General features: G+C 45.4%; 14 protein-coding genes. 7 read left to right on the top strand and 7 right to left on the bottom strand.

Annotated features, from left to right (window positions below; genetic code table 11):
- Positions 1 to 1656 (bottom strand): RsmB/NOP family class I SAM-dependent RNA methyltransferase, encoded by a 1656-nt coding sequence (locus BK120_RS07435; protein WP_076266848.1) that lies wholly within the window; start codon positions 1654 to 1656, stop codon positions 1 to 3.
- 310 nt (positions 1657 to 1966) lie between these two features.
- Here BK120_RS07435 and BK120_RS07430 point away from each other — a divergent pair, with 310 nt between their 5' ends.
- The 5 genes from BK120_RS07430 to BK120_RS07410 all read left to right on the top strand — a co-directional run bounded on the left by BK120_RS07430 (position 1967) and on the right by BK120_RS07410 (position 5379).
- The gene (locus BK120_RS07430; protein ID WP_076266847.1) at positions 1967 to 2656 is read left to right on the top strand and encodes a Gmad2 immunoglobulin-like domain-containing protein; all 690 of its coding nucleotides are present in this window, start codon (positions 1967 to 1969) and stop codon (positions 2654 to 2656) included.
- Positions 2625 to 3212, top strand: coding sequence for a sigma-70 family RNA polymerase sigma factor (locus BK120_RS07425; protein WP_083681714.1), 588 nt, complete (start codon positions 2625 to 2627; stop codon positions 3210 to 3212). Before BK120_RS07430 ends, BK120_RS07425 begins: the two co-directional genes overlap by 32 nt.
- Positions 3205 to 4155: a DUF4179 domain-containing protein gene (locus BK120_RS07420; protein WP_076266846.1), complete on the top strand. Its 951-nt coding sequence runs from the start codon at positions 3205 to 3207 to the stop codon at positions 4153 to 4155. The genes BK120_RS07425 and BK120_RS07420 overlap by 8 nt, the downstream gene beginning before the upstream one ends.
- Positions 4156 to 4330: 175 nt before the next feature.
- The gene (locus tag BK120_RS07415; RefSeq protein ID WP_076266845.1) at positions 4331 to 4846 is read left to right on the top strand and encodes a thioredoxin family protein; all 516 of its coding nucleotides are present in this window, start codon (positions 4331 to 4333) and stop codon (positions 4844 to 4846) included.
- Positions 4843 to 5379 (top strand): PCYCGC motif-containing (lipo)protein, encoded by a 537-nt coding sequence (locus BK120_RS07410; protein ID WP_083681712.1) that lies wholly within the window; start codon positions 4843 to 4845, stop codon positions 5377 to 5379. The genes BK120_RS07415 and BK120_RS07410 overlap by 4 nt, the downstream gene beginning before the upstream one ends.
- Positions 5380 to 5500: 121 nt before the next feature.
- On the opposite strand, the gene BK120_RS07405 is transcribed toward BK120_RS07410, so the two are convergent.
- From BK120_RS07405 to BK120_RS07395, 3 genes are all read right to left on the bottom strand, one after another.
- Positions 5501 to 9067 carry a LamG-like jellyroll fold domain-containing protein gene (locus BK120_RS07405; protein WP_076266844.1) on the bottom strand — a complete coding sequence of 1189 codons (3567 nt, stop codon included), beginning with the start codon at positions 9065 to 9067 and terminating at the stop codon, positions 5501 to 5503.
- 282 nt (positions 9068 to 9349) lie between these two features.
- On the bottom strand, positions 9350 to 10153 hold the full coding sequence (gene yjbM, locus BK120_RS07400; protein WP_076266843.1) for a GTP diphosphokinase: 804 nt from the start codon (positions 10151 to 10153) through the stop codon (positions 9350 to 9352).
- A gap of 17 nt (positions 10154 to 10170) precedes the next feature.
- The gene (locus BK120_RS07395) at positions 10171 to 11268 is read right to left on the bottom strand and encodes a quinone-dependent dihydroorotate dehydrogenase (protein ID WP_076266842.1); all 1098 of its coding nucleotides are present in this window, start codon (positions 11266 to 11268) and stop codon (positions 10171 to 10173) included.
- A 174-nt stretch (positions 11269 to 11442) separates the two neighbouring features.
- Here BK120_RS07395 and BK120_RS35170 point away from each other — a divergent pair, with 174 nt between their 5' ends.
- Positions 11443 to 11583 carry a hypothetical protein gene (locus BK120_RS35170; protein ID WP_179089760.1) on the top strand — a complete coding sequence of 47 codons (141 nt, stop codon included), beginning with the start codon at positions 11443 to 11445 and terminating at the stop codon, positions 11581 to 11583.
- Between the two features lie 5 nt (positions 11584 to 11588).
- Here the strand turns inward: BK120_RS35170 and BK120_RS07390 are convergent, their stop codons facing one another.
- The 3 genes from BK120_RS07390 to BK120_RS07380 form a co-directional block, all read right to left on the bottom strand.
- The gene (locus tag BK120_RS07390; RefSeq protein ID WP_076266841.1) at positions 11589 to 12983 is read right to left on the bottom strand and encodes a L,D-transpeptidase; all 1395 of its coding nucleotides are present in this window, start codon (positions 12981 to 12983) and stop codon (positions 11589 to 11591) included.
- A 160-nt stretch (positions 12984 to 13143) separates the two neighbouring features.
- Complete coding sequence (locus tag BK120_RS07385) at positions 13144 to 13380, bottom strand: ferredoxin (RefSeq protein WP_053376893.1); 237 nt, start codon at positions 13378 to 13380, stop codon at positions 13144 to 13146.
- 56 nt (positions 13381 to 13436) lie between these two features.
- Positions 13437 to 14723: a DNA polymerase IV gene (locus tag BK120_RS07380; RefSeq protein ID WP_076266840.1), complete on the bottom strand. Its 1287-nt coding sequence runs from the start codon at positions 14721 to 14723 to the stop codon at positions 13437 to 13439.
- Between the two features lie 202 nt (positions 14724 to 14925).
- On the opposite strand from BK120_RS07380, the gene cimA reads away from it, so the two are divergent.
- Positions 14926 to 16542 carry a citramalate synthase gene (gene cimA / locus BK120_RS07375; RefSeq protein ID WP_076266839.1) on the top strand — a complete coding sequence of 539 codons (1617 nt, stop codon included), beginning with the start codon at positions 14926 to 14928 and terminating at the stop codon, positions 16540 to 16542.
- Positions 16543 to 16592: the final 50 nt, after the last annotated feature.

Here is a 16592-nt window from a genome sequence, read left to right as displayed (position 1 = left end):
CTACATCCATCTCCATCCTGCAGGCAGTTCATTTTTGATCATTCCAGCGGCATATTTCCCCCAACCTAAGGGGAAACCGTCTGTACAAACTAATATATACCCTTTTGAGGGGGCGCCAGCATGCACCGTTAGTTCCGATTCATCAACAAACAAGGTTTCCCCTTTGAGATATCGAATCGTCTGCTCATCAGACGAGCTCCAATTAACGGAGCGCACGGCTTCATCTGGCTTTAACCCCATGGCTAGCGGGTGTGACGGTTCAAATCGACCTCGAAAAGCTTCACCTACATACCAGCCAGCTCTAACTACGCGCAAGCCATCGAGCGATGGCAGTTCGACAGGCTGAATATATACGCGAGAACCATAGGCAACAACACGCCCTGGCCAGCTTCGTGCATTTATCGCAAATTGATCTGCATACTGGTGCCACAGCTCAATTGGACTTGCTTCTTCAGAAAGGTTCATCGCGGCTCCATCACGACCACTCCCTGCTCCTTTCTTGTTTGCAGGGCGCTCCAATCCAGCGTTGGCCCAATCATTTCTCGTTTGCCGTTTAGCTGCTCGGCGCTCATCCCTATGATCTTGTTTCTTTTCTTGTCTTTTCCCGCTGCTTGGCACGACTTCACGTTTCAAGCTTCCTCCAGCAGACTGGACGCTCTTACTCTTTACAGAAGCAGCAACCACTACCTCTTCTTCAATGATGCTAGTCCGCTCCCCGCTGCGTCTAAGGACAGCCGCATAATGGCCTTCTCCCTCGATTAAATGCGGCCATAGCCTTACCGTTCCTTGAATGGATTGCAGACGCTCAGCATCAAGCTGCGCCATGCCTTCTGCTAAATCCGCTCTGCCTGACCTCCAGCCATGCTGAGGAGAAATAGCTTCAACAAAAAAATCTTCATGGTCGGCTAAAAACTGAGCTATTTGCTGCTCATTCTCCTCCGGCGAGAACGTGCATGTCGAATAGACCATTCTCCCCCCAGGTGCCAGCATCGCTGCGGCATGCTGCATAATATCGCGCTGCATAAAGGAGCATTTTTCAATCGAGTGCTTCTCCCATTCTGCAATCATTGAATCATCCTTGCGAAACATGCCCTCGCCGGAGCATGGGGCATCAATGAGAATACGATCGAACCATTGTGGAAAAACAGCGGCAATTGCTGCGGGCTCATCGTTAAGCACGACAGCATTGCGAACACCGGCAAGCTCTATATTCTTGGCCAAAGCCTTTGTTCTTTCTCTAGCGTTATCATTCGTGACGAGCACTCCGCTTCCTTGCAGCTTCCCTGCAATTTGCGTCGATTTGCCTCCAGGAGCCGCGCATAGATCAAGTACGCGTTGACCAGGCTGAACGTCCAACAGTTCTACAGGAGCCATCGCACTCGGTTCTTGAATATAATAGAGCCCCGCATGATAGTGCGGATGTTTGCCTGGCCGTTCACCCTCTTTGTAATACAAACCATCCGGTGCCCAAGGTATTTCACGCACCTCTTCGCCCATGTTAGATAGCTTTTTCCATTGCTCGACATCTAGCTTTAATCGATTGATTCGAAGACCGTATACTCTGGGAGCATCATACGAAGACATAAAGCTATCAAACTCATCACCAAGCAGTTTTTCCATTTTTTCTGTGAAATTACGCGGCAAATTGCCGTTCATGCTATTTCCTCCTGCCAAATAAATAGCCTCTCAGCATTCGCCGAGGCATTCGTACACAAAGCTTAAGGATTCATTATACAACGCACAGAATAATGAAGCGTCATTAATATTGTTGAAAAGTTAGACAAGCTCCGAAACGCTATTCATTATACAAAAGTTGGTCGCAGTCCGCAGCTAATTAATGGAATATATTCCCTTGCGTCTTTTCGCCCATCTCGCTCATCTAACCTATATAACCTACATGAAGCGCACAACAACAAACGTTTATCACAAATAATACACGGCGAAAAGCCATAAGGAGATTATTCATATGAATAAATTAGTAATAGGTACAGTCGTAACCTCAGTCATTGCCGGGGCATCCCTTATCGGGTTGATGACGACTTCAGTCAACGACCGCAGCATCGTTCAAGCCAAGGATAACGTAAACCAAATAACGCAGCAGCATGTGAAACAGCCCGAGACAAGCATTAGCAACGACTCGTTCCGCAACATTGAAGCAGCAAAGCAAAGTTTAGTATTTGAAATAAAGGGCGAAGCAAGCCTATTTGAAGGCACCTACCATTTCACAATCAAGCAGGGTGATAAAATCATCATGACTGATTTTGGAACGGCTTCTTTAGGCGGACCGGAATGGGGCAAAGTGAATCAGACCATTATCGTTCCGGTAAATAAGTTGTCACTCGACATCCCGCTCCATATCGAGCTATATGAAATTGATCAAGAGAGCGGCGAACAAGTTCGCAAAGTCATCATGCCGCTAACGATGTACGCAAGCAGCAAAAACGTCGACAACGAATCATTTCGCAATCTGATGATCACTCCTGTATCCGTCGATTATTCCTTAAAGGGCGAGGCGAGACTTTTAGAGGGCACCTATAATTATACCCTAAAACATGGCGAAAAAGTGCTTGCCGCAGGTTTTGGAACAGCCTCTATCGGCGCACCTGACTGGGGCAAGGTTCAGTATGATTGGAATCGTGTGGGAGAGCATAACTAGAGAACGACTATTACTCATAAGGAGGCCGACCGCCATTTCAAATGAAATTGAACTTGTAAAAAAAGCGATAGCCGGTGATGACGAAAGCTTCTCCAAGTTGATCGCGAGTCGGCAGGATCGGCTCTACCGAATCGCCTATACATATGTTCGCAACAAGGACGATGCTCTCGAAATTGTACAAGAAACCATATATCGCGCCTTTATTTCTGTCAAAAAAGTGCGTGAGCCGCAATACTTTCATACGTGGCTAACAAAGATCGCCGTCAATTATGCGCTTGAATATATTCGAAAAGCGAAAAAAACAGTCTATATCGACAATGATTATGAGGCTGGTTACGCTCCTGAACGAACCGAAGAACAAATCGATCTGCAACAGGCACTCAACAGTCTTGACGAGAAGTCCAAAACGGTGATCATCCTTAGGTATTTTGAAGATTTGCCTTTAAAAGATGTTGCCGAAATTGTCGATATGCCGTTAAGCTCGGTGAAATCGATCGTCTACCGGGCTTTAGCAAAGCTGAATATTCACCTAAACGAGGGGGAAGACGATGAGTAACCGAATGGATTTATTTAAAAAAACATATAATGAAATCGATATTCCCGATCAGCTTGCTGCCGTTGCCAATGCAGCTATTCAAAGAGGCAAAATCGAGCGCAAGCGCACGAAACAAGCAAAATCAATCCGCTGGGTTAAACGTGTAGTTGCTGGTGCAGCAGCCCTCTTTATTCTTTTTACAATCAGCATTAATACGATGCCTGCTTTCGCTAGCAGCTTAGAAAAAATACCGGGTCTTGGCCAACTCGTGCGTACTTTGCAGTTTTACAAAGGAAGCGCAGGCGGCGGTACAATTACGGACTCCACTGCTATTAATGTCATTTCGCTGGAGAAGAAAGGCGATCTTGAGCATATTGTCATTCATTTTCAGAAAAACAATAAAGACCAGCAAATGACGAATTCGTTTAGCGTCAACTATAGCGAGTATCCTAATACGATGACTTTTTCAATTGGCGGGGTTAGACAATTCTCAGCGGAGAAGGACTTAGCTGAGCTAAAGAACAGCAGCTTAATCACGGACGCTTATCCATTAATTTCGCTCGACGATTCGCTGGTTCGCTTTAACATAACTTTTAAGAACAATATAAGTTACGAGGTCAAGGAATATAAAGAACCGGCACAAGTTGTTCTTACGATAAAGCTGGACTCTGCAGAAACTAATCTTCCCACCGTTTATTCGCTTCGTACCGTTTCTTCCCCATTCGGAGAAGCGCAAGGCATCTACGAAGAAATGTTAGCAGGTCTTGAAGGAGTACGAACGCTCAAAGATCAACAAGGGGGTTACTTTGTCGAAGCTGGATATTATAGCAGTGAAGAAGCAGCTATGGGAAAAATACAGGAAATAGTTAAAACCTATGGCATTTCTGATCATTCGTTATACATTGAACAGAGAGATGCCATGCAAGATCCTCAAGCAATTAACGCCAGATCAGATAATCAGTAATATCCAACATTTTATCCATCTATTTCCTTTCATTCTCTAAATCCGAATGTTGTATGACATTGATGCTCAAGCTCTTACATACCAATACGGATTTGTTATATAATATATTTAAGTAAGGACATGCTGTTCTTTCATAGCTTGTCCACTTAAACCTGTTTCGGAGGTAGTTGCTTACATGAAGAAGAAAAAGAAATTGAAAATGATTTACGTCTATATCGGTATCGTTGTTATTTTATTCGGTCTTATTACCGTTTTAAACAACAGTGGCAAAGTAAACGCCGTATATGACAAGCCCCTCTCCGAGCTGAACCCAGAAACACGCAAGCTGCTTAATGATCCTAACTATCAGAATATCATTTTGCCTGCTGAATTAGACAAGAAAGTGGCCGATAAGGAAGATTTCTTCGTTTATCTATTCGCTTCTGATTGTCCGCATTGCCAAAGAACGACGCCACAGCTTATGCCGCTTGTTGATGAGCTCGGAATTGACCTTCCGCAATTCAACTTAAGAGAATTCCCTAGCTATTTCAACAAATATAATGTCGAGTTTACGCCTACACTTGCTTATTTCAAAGATGGCGTTCAAATTGACAAGCTAGAGGGCGGACTTGCTGAAGAAGGAACTACCGGCTACAAACTAGATGATTTCAGAGCGTTTTTCAATAAATATTCGGGGGCTGAAACCAAATGATGAAGCGTCAGCGCCAAACGGCTGAGCAGATTACGGAGGAGCAAAAAAATTCACGCATTCGCAGCATCATGTATGCTTTGCTGCTCGCATTCGCTTTTATTACTTTGCTCACCGCATGCGGCTTAGCGAACGACGAGAAGGCAGGCGCTGAGCATCAACACGGTTCCGAAACATGGCAAACAACAGCATCCTATGATGAGCTGCCTGGTTTTTTAGCGGACTATACGCCGCATACGAGCGAGCTATATAAAGGAGTCCATGCTCACGCCGACATTATGAGCGGTATCACTTGTTATTGCGGTTGTTCAGATGGGTTAGCAGTTGAAACCCCGCATGACTCGCTTCTGCGCTGCTACGTTGCCGAACATCCTGCGGACGAGGGCGCTGTAACATGGACCAATCACAGTACCAGCTGCGGCATTTGTAAGAAAGAGATGGAAGAAGTAATCGCCTTAAGCAAGCAAGGCAAGACCAAGGAAGAAATACGTGCAGCCATCGATAAGCTGTATAAACCAAAAAAATCAACAGATTAGTTAACGCTCGTCTGCTGTATAAGTTGAAGAAGCTGTCCAGCAAGGTCTACTCCGACCTTGCTGGACAGCTTCTTTTTTTCATACATGTAATGCAGCTAAGGCTTTATTTACTTATTCTTTCTTATTTGCTCCAGTCAACGATTAATTTGGCCATTAATACGAGATCGAGAATATCAATGACCTTGTCGTTGTTCAAATCCCCAGATTTAACTGCATTCCAGTTGCTGTCGCCTTCCTTCGCACCATATGATTTCACGAGGATTGCTAAGTCAACGATGCTTACCTTCTCATCATTGTTATAATCGCCAGGGATATTAATAACTTCAAGGGCATGTGAATTGCCCGCTATTGTTACTTCCTCCACACTGTCGGATAATACTGCTTTTTTCACTGTAATTTGAGTTGGGCCTGCCAGAGCTCCTGCCTTAGCTTGGAATGTGAGCTTCATCCAATCCCCATTCGCATTCGTCTGTGCTTCATTCAAATGGACTGCAATCAATCTTACTTGTCCATCCTTATCCTTCGTTTCTGGAATCAAAAATTTAGTTTCATCCATGGATACTGCCGAAACAAAGGTCAACTTGGAAGGATCGTATTCAATCGTAATGTCCTCTGCCATAACGGAACCCACTACGTTTTCTAGACCGTAAGTAAGCGCAATGGAACCACCCACTGTTACTTTCGTTTCACCTTTTAAGCTGGCTTTTTCCGTTTGCTTGTCCTTTACGGTACCTGTAAAATCAATTTCACTCATGCTCGTAAAGGTGCCTGCTGCATTATAAGTGCTCTTTACCACAAACTTGATATATCTGCCGGAAATCGTTTTGTTAAGCGGTGTAAAGTCTTTATACGTACTGCCTGTCCACGATTTGCCGAAGGTACCTGTCGCTTTATTGGCTTCATTCGCAAGGAACGCCGCGTCACTTAGATCTGACAAGCGATCAGATGTGTATACCTCAAAGTCTTTCGGAAATTCCAGCGCAGTTTGATTCATTCTGCTTGTTCTTTGAATGCCGCTCAAGCTATGGCTATTTTTTGAATCAATAATAACCCAATGAGGGAAATCTGCCGCGGGAACTTCCCATTTGGAGTGCCAGATAGTCGCCGAATCACCATCAAGAATATTTGATGCAAATGCATCTTCATTATCCGCATAAGAGCTGAATGATTCGATTGCAAATGCCGATTTCGATAGGAACTGATAAGTCACAGATTCCTTTGCCGCTTCCAAAGCGAGCATAAGATTCACATAAGCTTCATCGATTTCGTTAACTGGGCTTTCAGGAGTAAGCGCCGATGCGCTGCTTAAAGCAGAACGGAGCTCCATCATCTTGGCAGCGGAATAGGTGACGCCTACAACACTTTCACTGGCAGCATCAAAGGCCGAAGCATCAACCTTCAACTTGTTAAGCTGCTCATACGTATAGGCAGGAATGATTTTGTAGGAATCGGATAACGCTTTGATCTCCGTTGCAGTGAGCGTCCGTTTCCAAATTTTCAAATCGTCCATCGTAACATTGGCACCGCCGTTCCCTTTGTTGCCATCCGCGCCAATAATCGTATTAAAAGCTGTGTCAACACTGCTCATGCCAAGTGCAGTCATCTCTTTAGAGGCCTTCTCCACCCCATCGACATACACTTTGCCAACTTGGTTTGCTCGGTCGACGGTGACCGTGAACAAGTGCCATTCACTTCCAACACTACCCGCCGAAGTATCCATTCGGTTCGTGCCGTCTGCAATGTTTAACGTCATAGCATTGGCTACAGCAGGTCCGATATACCAACCGACGTTTTTGCCGCTGTTCCAGTTTTTATTAGAAATGACCGTCTGATCACCAGATAAATTGCCTGTATGCCAGAACGATACCGTAAAGCTGCCACTGCCAAACTTCAGATCGCTGCGGCTGCCCATATCGATATAATTCGCATTGCCTGCCGGAATGTACGCTGCTTTATTTGATTTGCCCTGCACGTACGCAACGCTTCCGCGTGATACAGCCGAACCCGTCACGCCGCTCGCATCATCGTTTAAGTTGTCGTCAAACTTCATATCAACGACTAGGTCCTTCCACATCGTTTCAGGGTCAATCGGCGTAAGCTCAGGCAGCGTGCCTTCCGTACGGAATGTATGCTGGATCGCGCTAGACTTGTTCCCGTAGCTGTCTACGGCATAAATGACCGCATTATAGGTCGTTTGCGGATCAAGTCCGTCCAGTGGAATCGTCATCGCATTCGGAATCGGCGTAAAGAAATAGTCGGAGAACACATTGACCGATTTTGCGGTCGTACCCGTCCTTTTGTTCGTAAGCGTCAGCTCGTAATGATGCATGTTTTGGTCATCCTTCGCTTGATTGAAGCTCAGCATAGGCGTGCCATCCAAATCCGTCACTTTCAGATCCATCTCAGCAGGAAATTGCGGTGCTACTTTATTGCGATTTGCACTCGTATACTTGAAATTGCTTTTGATCTCTTGAATCGAGTTGCCTTTCAGCTCAATAACCCATTTCTCGCCAGCAATTGTACCGACGCTGTTGAATGGGGGAACCGGTGTCCAATTATCCATAATATCTGCCGGATCTGCATTAAAAGCAATTCTATCTACTTCAATCCGGTCCGCATACACTTCAATAAAATCAGCCTGAGATACCGGAAATTCAAAGCGGCTGACAAGCCCTGCATTCGTTACAGCAGAGTAGCCATGCTCTGCTTCAATGTACGACATCGAGCCAAGATTCAGAGCCGTATAATCCTTCTGGAAAATAGAGCGTTCATCGCTGTTGGTCAGATGGGAGTGCCCCGACAACGTAATAACCTGCGGGTAACCCGCCAGATCACTGTTAAGGTTCGGATTCGACGCCTGCTGTCCGTCCATTACCGTCCCTGTGATCGGCTGATGGATGCCTACAAAGATCGGCTTATTTTTGTTTAATGGATCAGCCGTAATTTCAGCCAATCTGCCCTTAAGCCAATTGCGCTGGCCTGTATCCGAGTTGTAGTTGTTTCCGTTCAAGAAGAAAAAATAATAACCACCGATTTGAGTTTCATAATAGCCGTTGGCTTGTGATGTGAACCAATCCGCTGGATAATGCTCATTCACTTTTGCAACTGTCGCGTCATGATTTCCCATTGCAACATGCATCTTTGTATTGGTCATATTTTTTCTAGTAAGATTCGCTTGGAAAATTTCCCTTACCATTTGATGATCGTTCGGTTTGTCTCCTCCGTTATCGTTGATCATATCACCCACAACCAGGATGGCATCAGGATTTGGGAAGATTGATGCGATAGTATCGAAATAGCTTTCATATCTTGGATCACCTGTCGTGCGTGAGCCTACATGAACGTCTGACATCGCTACAAATTGCAGCAGCGGCTTTTCACTAGTTTTAATCATGTAACCAAACGTTACCGCCTTGCTCGCCACGCCATCCTTTATCGCAATCGCGCTAAGGTTTGTGGTTTTGGCAATCGTGATTGGATTATTGTCAGCTTTTTTGCTTTTCTCGTTAGGCAGCGTTCCATCAAGTGTATAATAAATGCTAGCATCACTTGTTTTAGAGCTTAATACAACCGCTATCGCAGCCTCGTAACGTCCTCCAGCGACAGATGCTTCAGGTGCTTGTACCGCACCATCGGCAGCGCTTGCTGATCGAATGAACCCTTGTGCATTGGAACATAAAACAGCCATAACTATGAAAACCGCTAAACTTCTCCTCCACTTAAAAAACAAATCAATCACTCCTTTTATTTTCTTGTTTCATGTGCATTATATATGTTTTAATTGGTTGTATTGTTAAACAGAAGTCATTTTAACGTTTGTTTATTGTAAATGATGGAATGGACGCCACCTCCCTTGGACAACAAAAAAAGACGACTTCTCACTCTATAATGGAGTGAAAGTCGTCTTCAATGTTCATTTTGCCTAACTATCCTAAATCCAATTCACATTGGTTTTACGCCTGCTTTTATGCTAGCTTTGGTTTGCTTTCTTAGCTTTCCCAATGGCTGTTTGAATATCAAGCGAAAGCTGATTAAGCTCATGATAGTCCTCTTTTTCAAATTTCTCGTTAAATTTCATTTGAAATTGAGCAGCTTCACGAACCCGATTATAAAAATACAAATCTTGAATGCCTTTAAGCACCTTCGAGACCACGTTGGACTGCTCCTCGAATTCGGTCTGCGCATCCAAAATCTCTTTGCGAATGCTGGTCATTTCTGTATCCAGCTGCGATGCGGCTTCAGCCGCTTTCTTCAACCGCTCACGCACATCCTCAGGCAAGCTTTCTTTAAACTTGTAGTTTAATGAATGCTCGATTGTTGCCCAAAAATTCATTGCTAACGTCCGTATTTGAATTTCAGCCAACACGATTTTGTATCCTAGTGCTGTTTGAACCGGATATTCAACAATCATATGGTAGCTTCGGTAGCCGCTATCTTTGAAATTCGTAATATAATCCTTCTCATATACAAGGGAAAGATCTTTACGCGTGCGAATCAAGCCAGCTACTCGGTGAATATCATCCACAAACTGGCACATAATGCGAATACCTGCAATGTCCTCTATACCCGTATCCAATTGATCCGAGGGGACTTTGAGACGCTTGGCCTTTTCCAGAATACTAGAAATTCGCTTAACCCGGCCGGTGACGAATTCTATCGGCGCGTAAGCTTCTCGTATCTTCAGTTCGACCCGCATCGTTTTAAATTTCACTTTAAGTTCTTCAACCGCTTGTTCATAAGGCTGTAAAAAAAGATTCCAGTCTCTACCGTCCATCCGGCCGCCTCCTGTTCTTAAACGTGATCTGCACCAACTGCTTCGGCAATATTGCGGTAGCCATCTTTGCGTAAACATTCTTTTAATCCACTCGTTAGCTCTCGCAGCACTCCAGGCCCTTTGTAAATAAGCGCCGTGTAGATTTCAACAAGTGAAGCTCCCGCGCGGATTTTATCGTATGCGTCTTGTGCTGTAAAAATGCCGCCCGAGCCAATAATGGGCAGCTTGCCCCCGGTTTGGCGATATACCGCCCGAATGACCTCCGTTGAACGTTCTCGCAGCGGCTTGCCGCTGAGCCCGCCCGCTTCGCCAGCATTCGAATGCTGAAGGCCTTCGCGCGATAATGTTGTGTTTGTTGCAATTATACCTGAAACTCCGCTGTCCATAATAGTCGCAACGGTAAGCTCCAGCTGTTCATCTGTCATGTCAGGCGCAATTTTGACGAGAACAGGTTTTGCTTTTGCTCCTGTTTTCGCCGCTTGCGTGTTTATTTCCTTTTTTACAGCGGTAAGCAAATTTCTTAGTTCTTCACCATGCTGCAAATCACGCAAATCCGGGGTGTTCGGAGAGCTGATATTGACGACAAAAAAGTCGCCGTATGTATACAATTCGCGTATGCAGGTCTGATAGTCCTCATGAGCAAGTTCATTTGGCGTTATTTTGTTTTTGCCAATGTTAACCGCTATCGGGATTCTATTTATTTTGCGTCGTGACAGCTTCTCTGCCATTGCCGCTGTGCCATCATTGTTAAAGCCCATCCGATTAATAAGCGCTTCGTCTGATGGGAGGCGGAACAATCGCGGCTGCTCATTGCCAGCTTGTCCTTTTGGCGTTACCGTTCCAACCTCAGCAAAACCAAAACCTATGCTTGAGAAACCGTCCGCAGCTTTGCCGTTCTTATCAAGTCCAGCAGCAAGTCCAACAGGGTGCGGGAATTGCAGTCCGAATAGTTCTGTAGCAAGCTCAGGCGACTTTGCTACGCCATACATCGCATTCATCAGACCATTCAGCCCTGGAACTACACCGCCGGCAGCTAAGCCGTCAATCACAAGATGATGGGCCCTCTCAGGATCCATTCGAAAAAAAATAGGTTTTAAAATTGAAGAATAAATCAACTTACTCACTCCGATCTTAGATGTATGCTCTATCTGACAGTTTATCTTTTTTGCGGCAAAAAGAAAAGAGCCTGCACGCAAGGTGCAAGCTTCCATTGTATTGCGGCTTGTCTAGAAAACGATTACAATGAGATCATATTATTTATTACTATGAAATAGAGAGGTTGATTGACGATGAGTTCACCAAAAAGAAGACCGGCTACAATCAAAGCGAAACCGAAGGATGAAGTAAACAAAAAAGCGCTTGTATGGATTGGTTCAATCGTCGGCGTCGTTGTTGTAGCTGTCGCGCTGCTTCTTATTTTTACTTCGTAAGCGGTCTACGTCAACCATTTATAGATTTTCAAGGGATTGGTTTCGTTTTGGAGCGGCTCCAGCTGAAAACGTTCTGCTGGCTGCTGCACCTTAGACGGAAGCGTCCCATTTTTTATTTTGACAACCGTTCCTAGCGGCACCATATCAAACAACTCCTCCACATCAGCTTTGCCCATCCGGATACAGCCAAGTGATTCGTCCTTGCCAATACTGCCGGGTTCATCCGTTCCATGAATCGCGTACAGCGTATTCGATAATGTCATTCCTCGGCTTCCGAAGTTACCATCGTCACGCCCATTCGGATTTCTAACCTTTTCACTTATGTAGAAGCTTCCCTCAGGCGTTGCATCGCCTCCGAGGCCCACCTTATAGCTGCGCACAATGATATCCCCCTGAATAACAGCAAGTCGATAACTCGCTTTATCTACCACGACCTCTAGCGGCTGGCTCCACTGTTTATCCAAAATTCCATTTGTGCCTACGATCGGACTCGTTCTTTTTTCACTTTCCTCTTGCTGCTGATTTCCTGCTGCTTGTTCTTGTTCTTGGATTGAACGGTTTTTTTGTGCTTGCGCGGCTTTCAGCTTTCGCAATACAGCAGGAAACATAGAGCGCATACCGCTGCGTTCCCCGGAAAGAACATTGTTCGGATAAGGCCCAATAAGATCATCCAGCTTCTCCGGCCACTTTTTAAATTTTTTCTCATATTGATAGATGCCGCTTGCAAGCGTCCAGTGCGTCTCTTGCTGCACGCTCCATTCCTTATATTGTGCTGCTGCCGAGCTCGCCTCAGAAGGCTCACACTCGCAGGTAAGGCGGTCATACATCGTTACATCCAGCTTACTGCTTCCATTTTCTTTTTCTATGGACATGAGCAGTCTAGTGTTCCCTGTCCATTTCCGCCAGCCCTCATCTTCCTCAAGGCGAGCTGCAATGGTATGAAGAGGTGCTTGCTTGCCGGCTGCAATGAGGCTGTTCCATGCGCTGCCGACTGGATTTCGTTCTTTACGAGGTATAAACACAACGCCAATTGGGTTCACTTCAACTAAGGCTATAGGCTCGGGCTGCTCAGGCCTTTCCTTGAATACGGAAGTGCTAGCTGGAGCAAACACTGCAACGAGCAGGAACAATAGAGCTAATGCTCCTAATTTGCGAGCTCGTCTTTTTTTCTTTTGCTGCAAATCCCAATCTTTAAGCAGCTGCAATTGATTTTCCGATAACGGATGGCTCTCATGCTCGAAGGCATCGTATACCTCACCAGCTTGCAGGAAGCAATAATTCGCTTTGCCCTCCTTGCCAGCGAGCTTGTATTGCTTGCCTAACAAATACCAACCCATTTGGTTATCAGGGTGCTGCTTTACAAATTGCTTCAAATAAAAAATATCTTCCGGAGAGTCCATCCCCCATCCTCCCGACATGTGGTATATAACCTCTATATCGGCAGGGAGGGAGTTTGATTGTAATCCCGAGTCCATTTCTGTTATTGCAGCATATACAAAAAAAAGTTCCTCACCGCTGCATAGCAAAGCGGGGAGGAACTTTTTTATCATCACTCAAAAATTAGTAATTAAAAGGAACGTCTGCAATTTTGATTGAATCTGTCGGACAGCCGTCAGCTGCATCCTGCAAATCATCGAACAAATCTTCAGGAATTTCAGTGTTGCCTGTATTACCGTCAGCTTTATAAATAACTTCTGCAAGACCTTCGTCATCATAATCATAAATGTCAGGAGCAGTTGCTCCGCAAGCTCCACAAGCGATGCACGTATCTTTTTCAACCCAAGTAAACTTACCCATGGAAATCCCCTCCCAAATAAATAAACGGAATAATCTCGTCTCTGTACAGTCAAGCTTCATTCATCAATATATAACAAACTATCGTCCTTTTGCAAGGATGTACCGCGAATTCGTTTATTCCTAATTAAGGTTGAAGGATCATCACCAAGCATTCCTGCCGTCAAAACAGCATCCTCTCCATACTTGTCGCGGAGCTGATCCATCGCTTTAGTCAACGCTTCTTTTCTCGGCTGCTTCTCGTAGCTGAACAAATCAAGCTGCAAGGCAGTTTCAGCAAGCAGAGTGAGGTTCTGGAGCGTTATGCCAAGCAGCCGGATCGGCTCGCCTTCCTTCCAATGCCGGTCATATAGCTTGCAAGCCTCCCTATAGAAATCTTCACTCGATTCCGTAGGTGCTGCAAGGGTGTGGGAGCGGGCAATCGTCGTCATATCCGGCTTGCGAATTGTGATTTGAACCGTAGTTGCGACCATCTTTTGCCTTCGCAGCCTTCGACCTGTCTGATCCGCCAAATTAAGCAGCACACGGAAAACGTCGTCCCGCGACGTAATATCGCTTGGAAGCGTCGTCGTATGACCGATCGATTTGTTCCGTTCCCGATTTGGGTTAACTTCAGAGTAATCAAGTCCATAGGCAGCTGATTTCATCCAAGAGCCAACTACGCCAAAATGCTTATTCAGCATCGTTTCCTCCGATGCCGCCAACTGGCCAATCGTCCGAATATTCAGCTTGCTGAGCTTATCAGCCGTTTTTTTGCCAATGCCAAACAAATGATCGCACGGCTTATCCCAAAGCACCTTTTGCACATCACGAATCCGCAGCACAGTCAGCCCGTTTGGTTTTTTCATGTCGGATGCCATCTTTGCAAGCAGCTTATTTGGAGCTAAACCAATAGAACAAGGAAGAGACCACTCGGACTTGATTCGCTGCTGCAGCGAAGCCGCAATATCAAGCGGCGAGCCGAACATTTTCGAACCGGTAATGTCCATATAACATTCGTCAATCGATACAGACTCAACGAGCGGCGTATATTGTCTAGCGATTGCCATAAAGCCATGTGAATATTTACGGTATAATGAAAAGTCCGGTTTGATTAATATAAGCTCAGGACAAAGTGTTAGTGCCTGTCTGACTGTCATTCCCGTCTTTATCCCTCTGCTCCGTGCTGCATAAGAACAAGTGACGAGGATACCCTTTCGCTGCTCAACGCTGCCGGACACCGCAGTTGGTTTGTCCTTATATTTCTCCGGCTCCTCAGCCTCATGTACGGAACAATAAAAAGCATTCATATCTAAATGAATGATAACTCGGCCCTTAGCCGGATAGAACTCATTCGTATTCGTCATAATCGCGCAACACACCGCCTAACCTAAGCCATAAGCCTACATAAGCTTATCCACCCAAGCATACAATTCCAATAGGGTCAAGTCAACGAAGCACGCGCGAGCTGACAAAAATTCCTTTTGCCCCCTCTACTTTCAAGGCGACAAGTGTTATAATACTAAATTATGATTTGAAAAGGCATTCAGTGAAGGAGGCGTCCCGTTAATGACAAAAAACATATCTATATTCGATACGACGCTGCGTGACGGTACTCAAGGTGAAGGGATCAGCCTGTCGGCAGATGACAAATTAAAAATTGCCCAGAAGCTCGACACGTTGGGCGTTCATTATATTGAAGGCGGAAATCCTGGAAGCAACAGTAAGGATATTGAGTTTTTTCAGCGGATCAAAGCTTTCAATTTAAGCGCCAAAATTACTGCCTTCGGCAGCACTCGTCGCAAAAACAGTTTGGCAGAGCAGGATGCCAGCCTTGTTCGCATCGTGGAGTCCGGTGTTCCGGCTGCTACGCTTGTAGGCAAGTCATGGGATTTCCATGTACATACAGCCCTGCAAACGACTTTAGAAGAAAATATGTCGATGATTTTTGATTCCATTGCTTTTCTAAAGCAAAATCAAATGGAAGCCTTGTTTGATGCCGAGCATTTTTTCGATGGCTACAAGAACAATCCAGAGTATGCCATTGCTGTTTTGAAGAAAGCACAGGAGGCTGGCGCCAACTGGCTCGTCCTATGCGATACAAACGGCGGCACATTGCCTAGTGAAATCCATGAAATCGTTTCTCGCGTGAAGCAGGAGCTAACGGCCCCTATCGGCATTCATACACATAATGACTGTGAGCTGGCTGTCGCAAACTCTTTAGCAGCAATCGAAGCCGGAGCTCGTCAAGTACAAGGCACGATCAACGGCTACGGCGAGCGCTGCGGGAACGCGAACCTATGCTCCATCATTCCTAACTTGCAAATCAAAATGAATTATGACGTTTTGCCAGAGGATAAGCTTCGCACATTGACGAGTACAGCTCGATATATCAGTGAAATTGCGAATGTTCACATGCCTGTTGGTCAAGCTTATGTCGGCAATGCCGCATTCGCTCACAAAGGCGGCATTCATGTCTCCGCCATTATGAAGGATTCCAAAACCTATGAGCATATTCAACCAGAGCTTGTTGGAAACAAACAGCGAATACTTGTCTCTGAGCTCGCAGGACAAAGCAATATCATATCCAAGGCGAAAGAGCTTGGACTTGACGTCAACGCAAATAATGAGAAAACAAAGCTCATTATGGATCAAATTAAAGAGCTCGAGCATCAAGGCTACCAATTTGAAGGCGCCGACGCTTCCATGGAGCTGCTGCTTCGCGAAGCATTCGGCAGCGAAGTAAAAGAGTTGTTCAAGGTTGAATCCTTCAAAATGCTCGTAGAAAAAACAAACGGCCAAATGATTTCAGAAGCGATTGTAAAAATCAACGTTGGCGGCCAGCAAGTTTATATGGCTGCTGAAGGCAATGGACCTGTCAACGCCCTCGATAACGCCCTGCGCAAGGCGCTGGTGCAGTTTTATCCGGAAATCGTTGATATCCATCTATCCGATTATAAAGTCCGTGTAATCGACGAGAAGGACGCTACAGCAGCTAAGGTACGTGTTCTTATCGAGTCGACAGGACTAAACAATACGTGGAGCACAGTTGGCGTATCAAACAACGTCATCGAAGCAAGCTGGGAAGCTCTCGTAGACAGTATTCGTTACGCCCTGCTTAACATGGTAAAGGTTGACAGCACGCTCGTTGATCCTCATGATCGCATGGGACTCGTCAATCATTAAAACAACAAAAAAAGAGTCGAACAGGTTATTCACGCCTGCTCGACTCTTTT

It is taken from the genome of Paenibacillus sp. FSL A5-0031, assembly GCF_001956295.1.
GTDB lineage: Bacteria > Bacillota > Bacilli > Paenibacillales > Paenibacillaceae > Pristimantibacillus.
The sequence above is the reverse complement of the archived record's forward strand: the minus strand, read 5'-3'. Positions and strand labels throughout refer to the sequence as shown.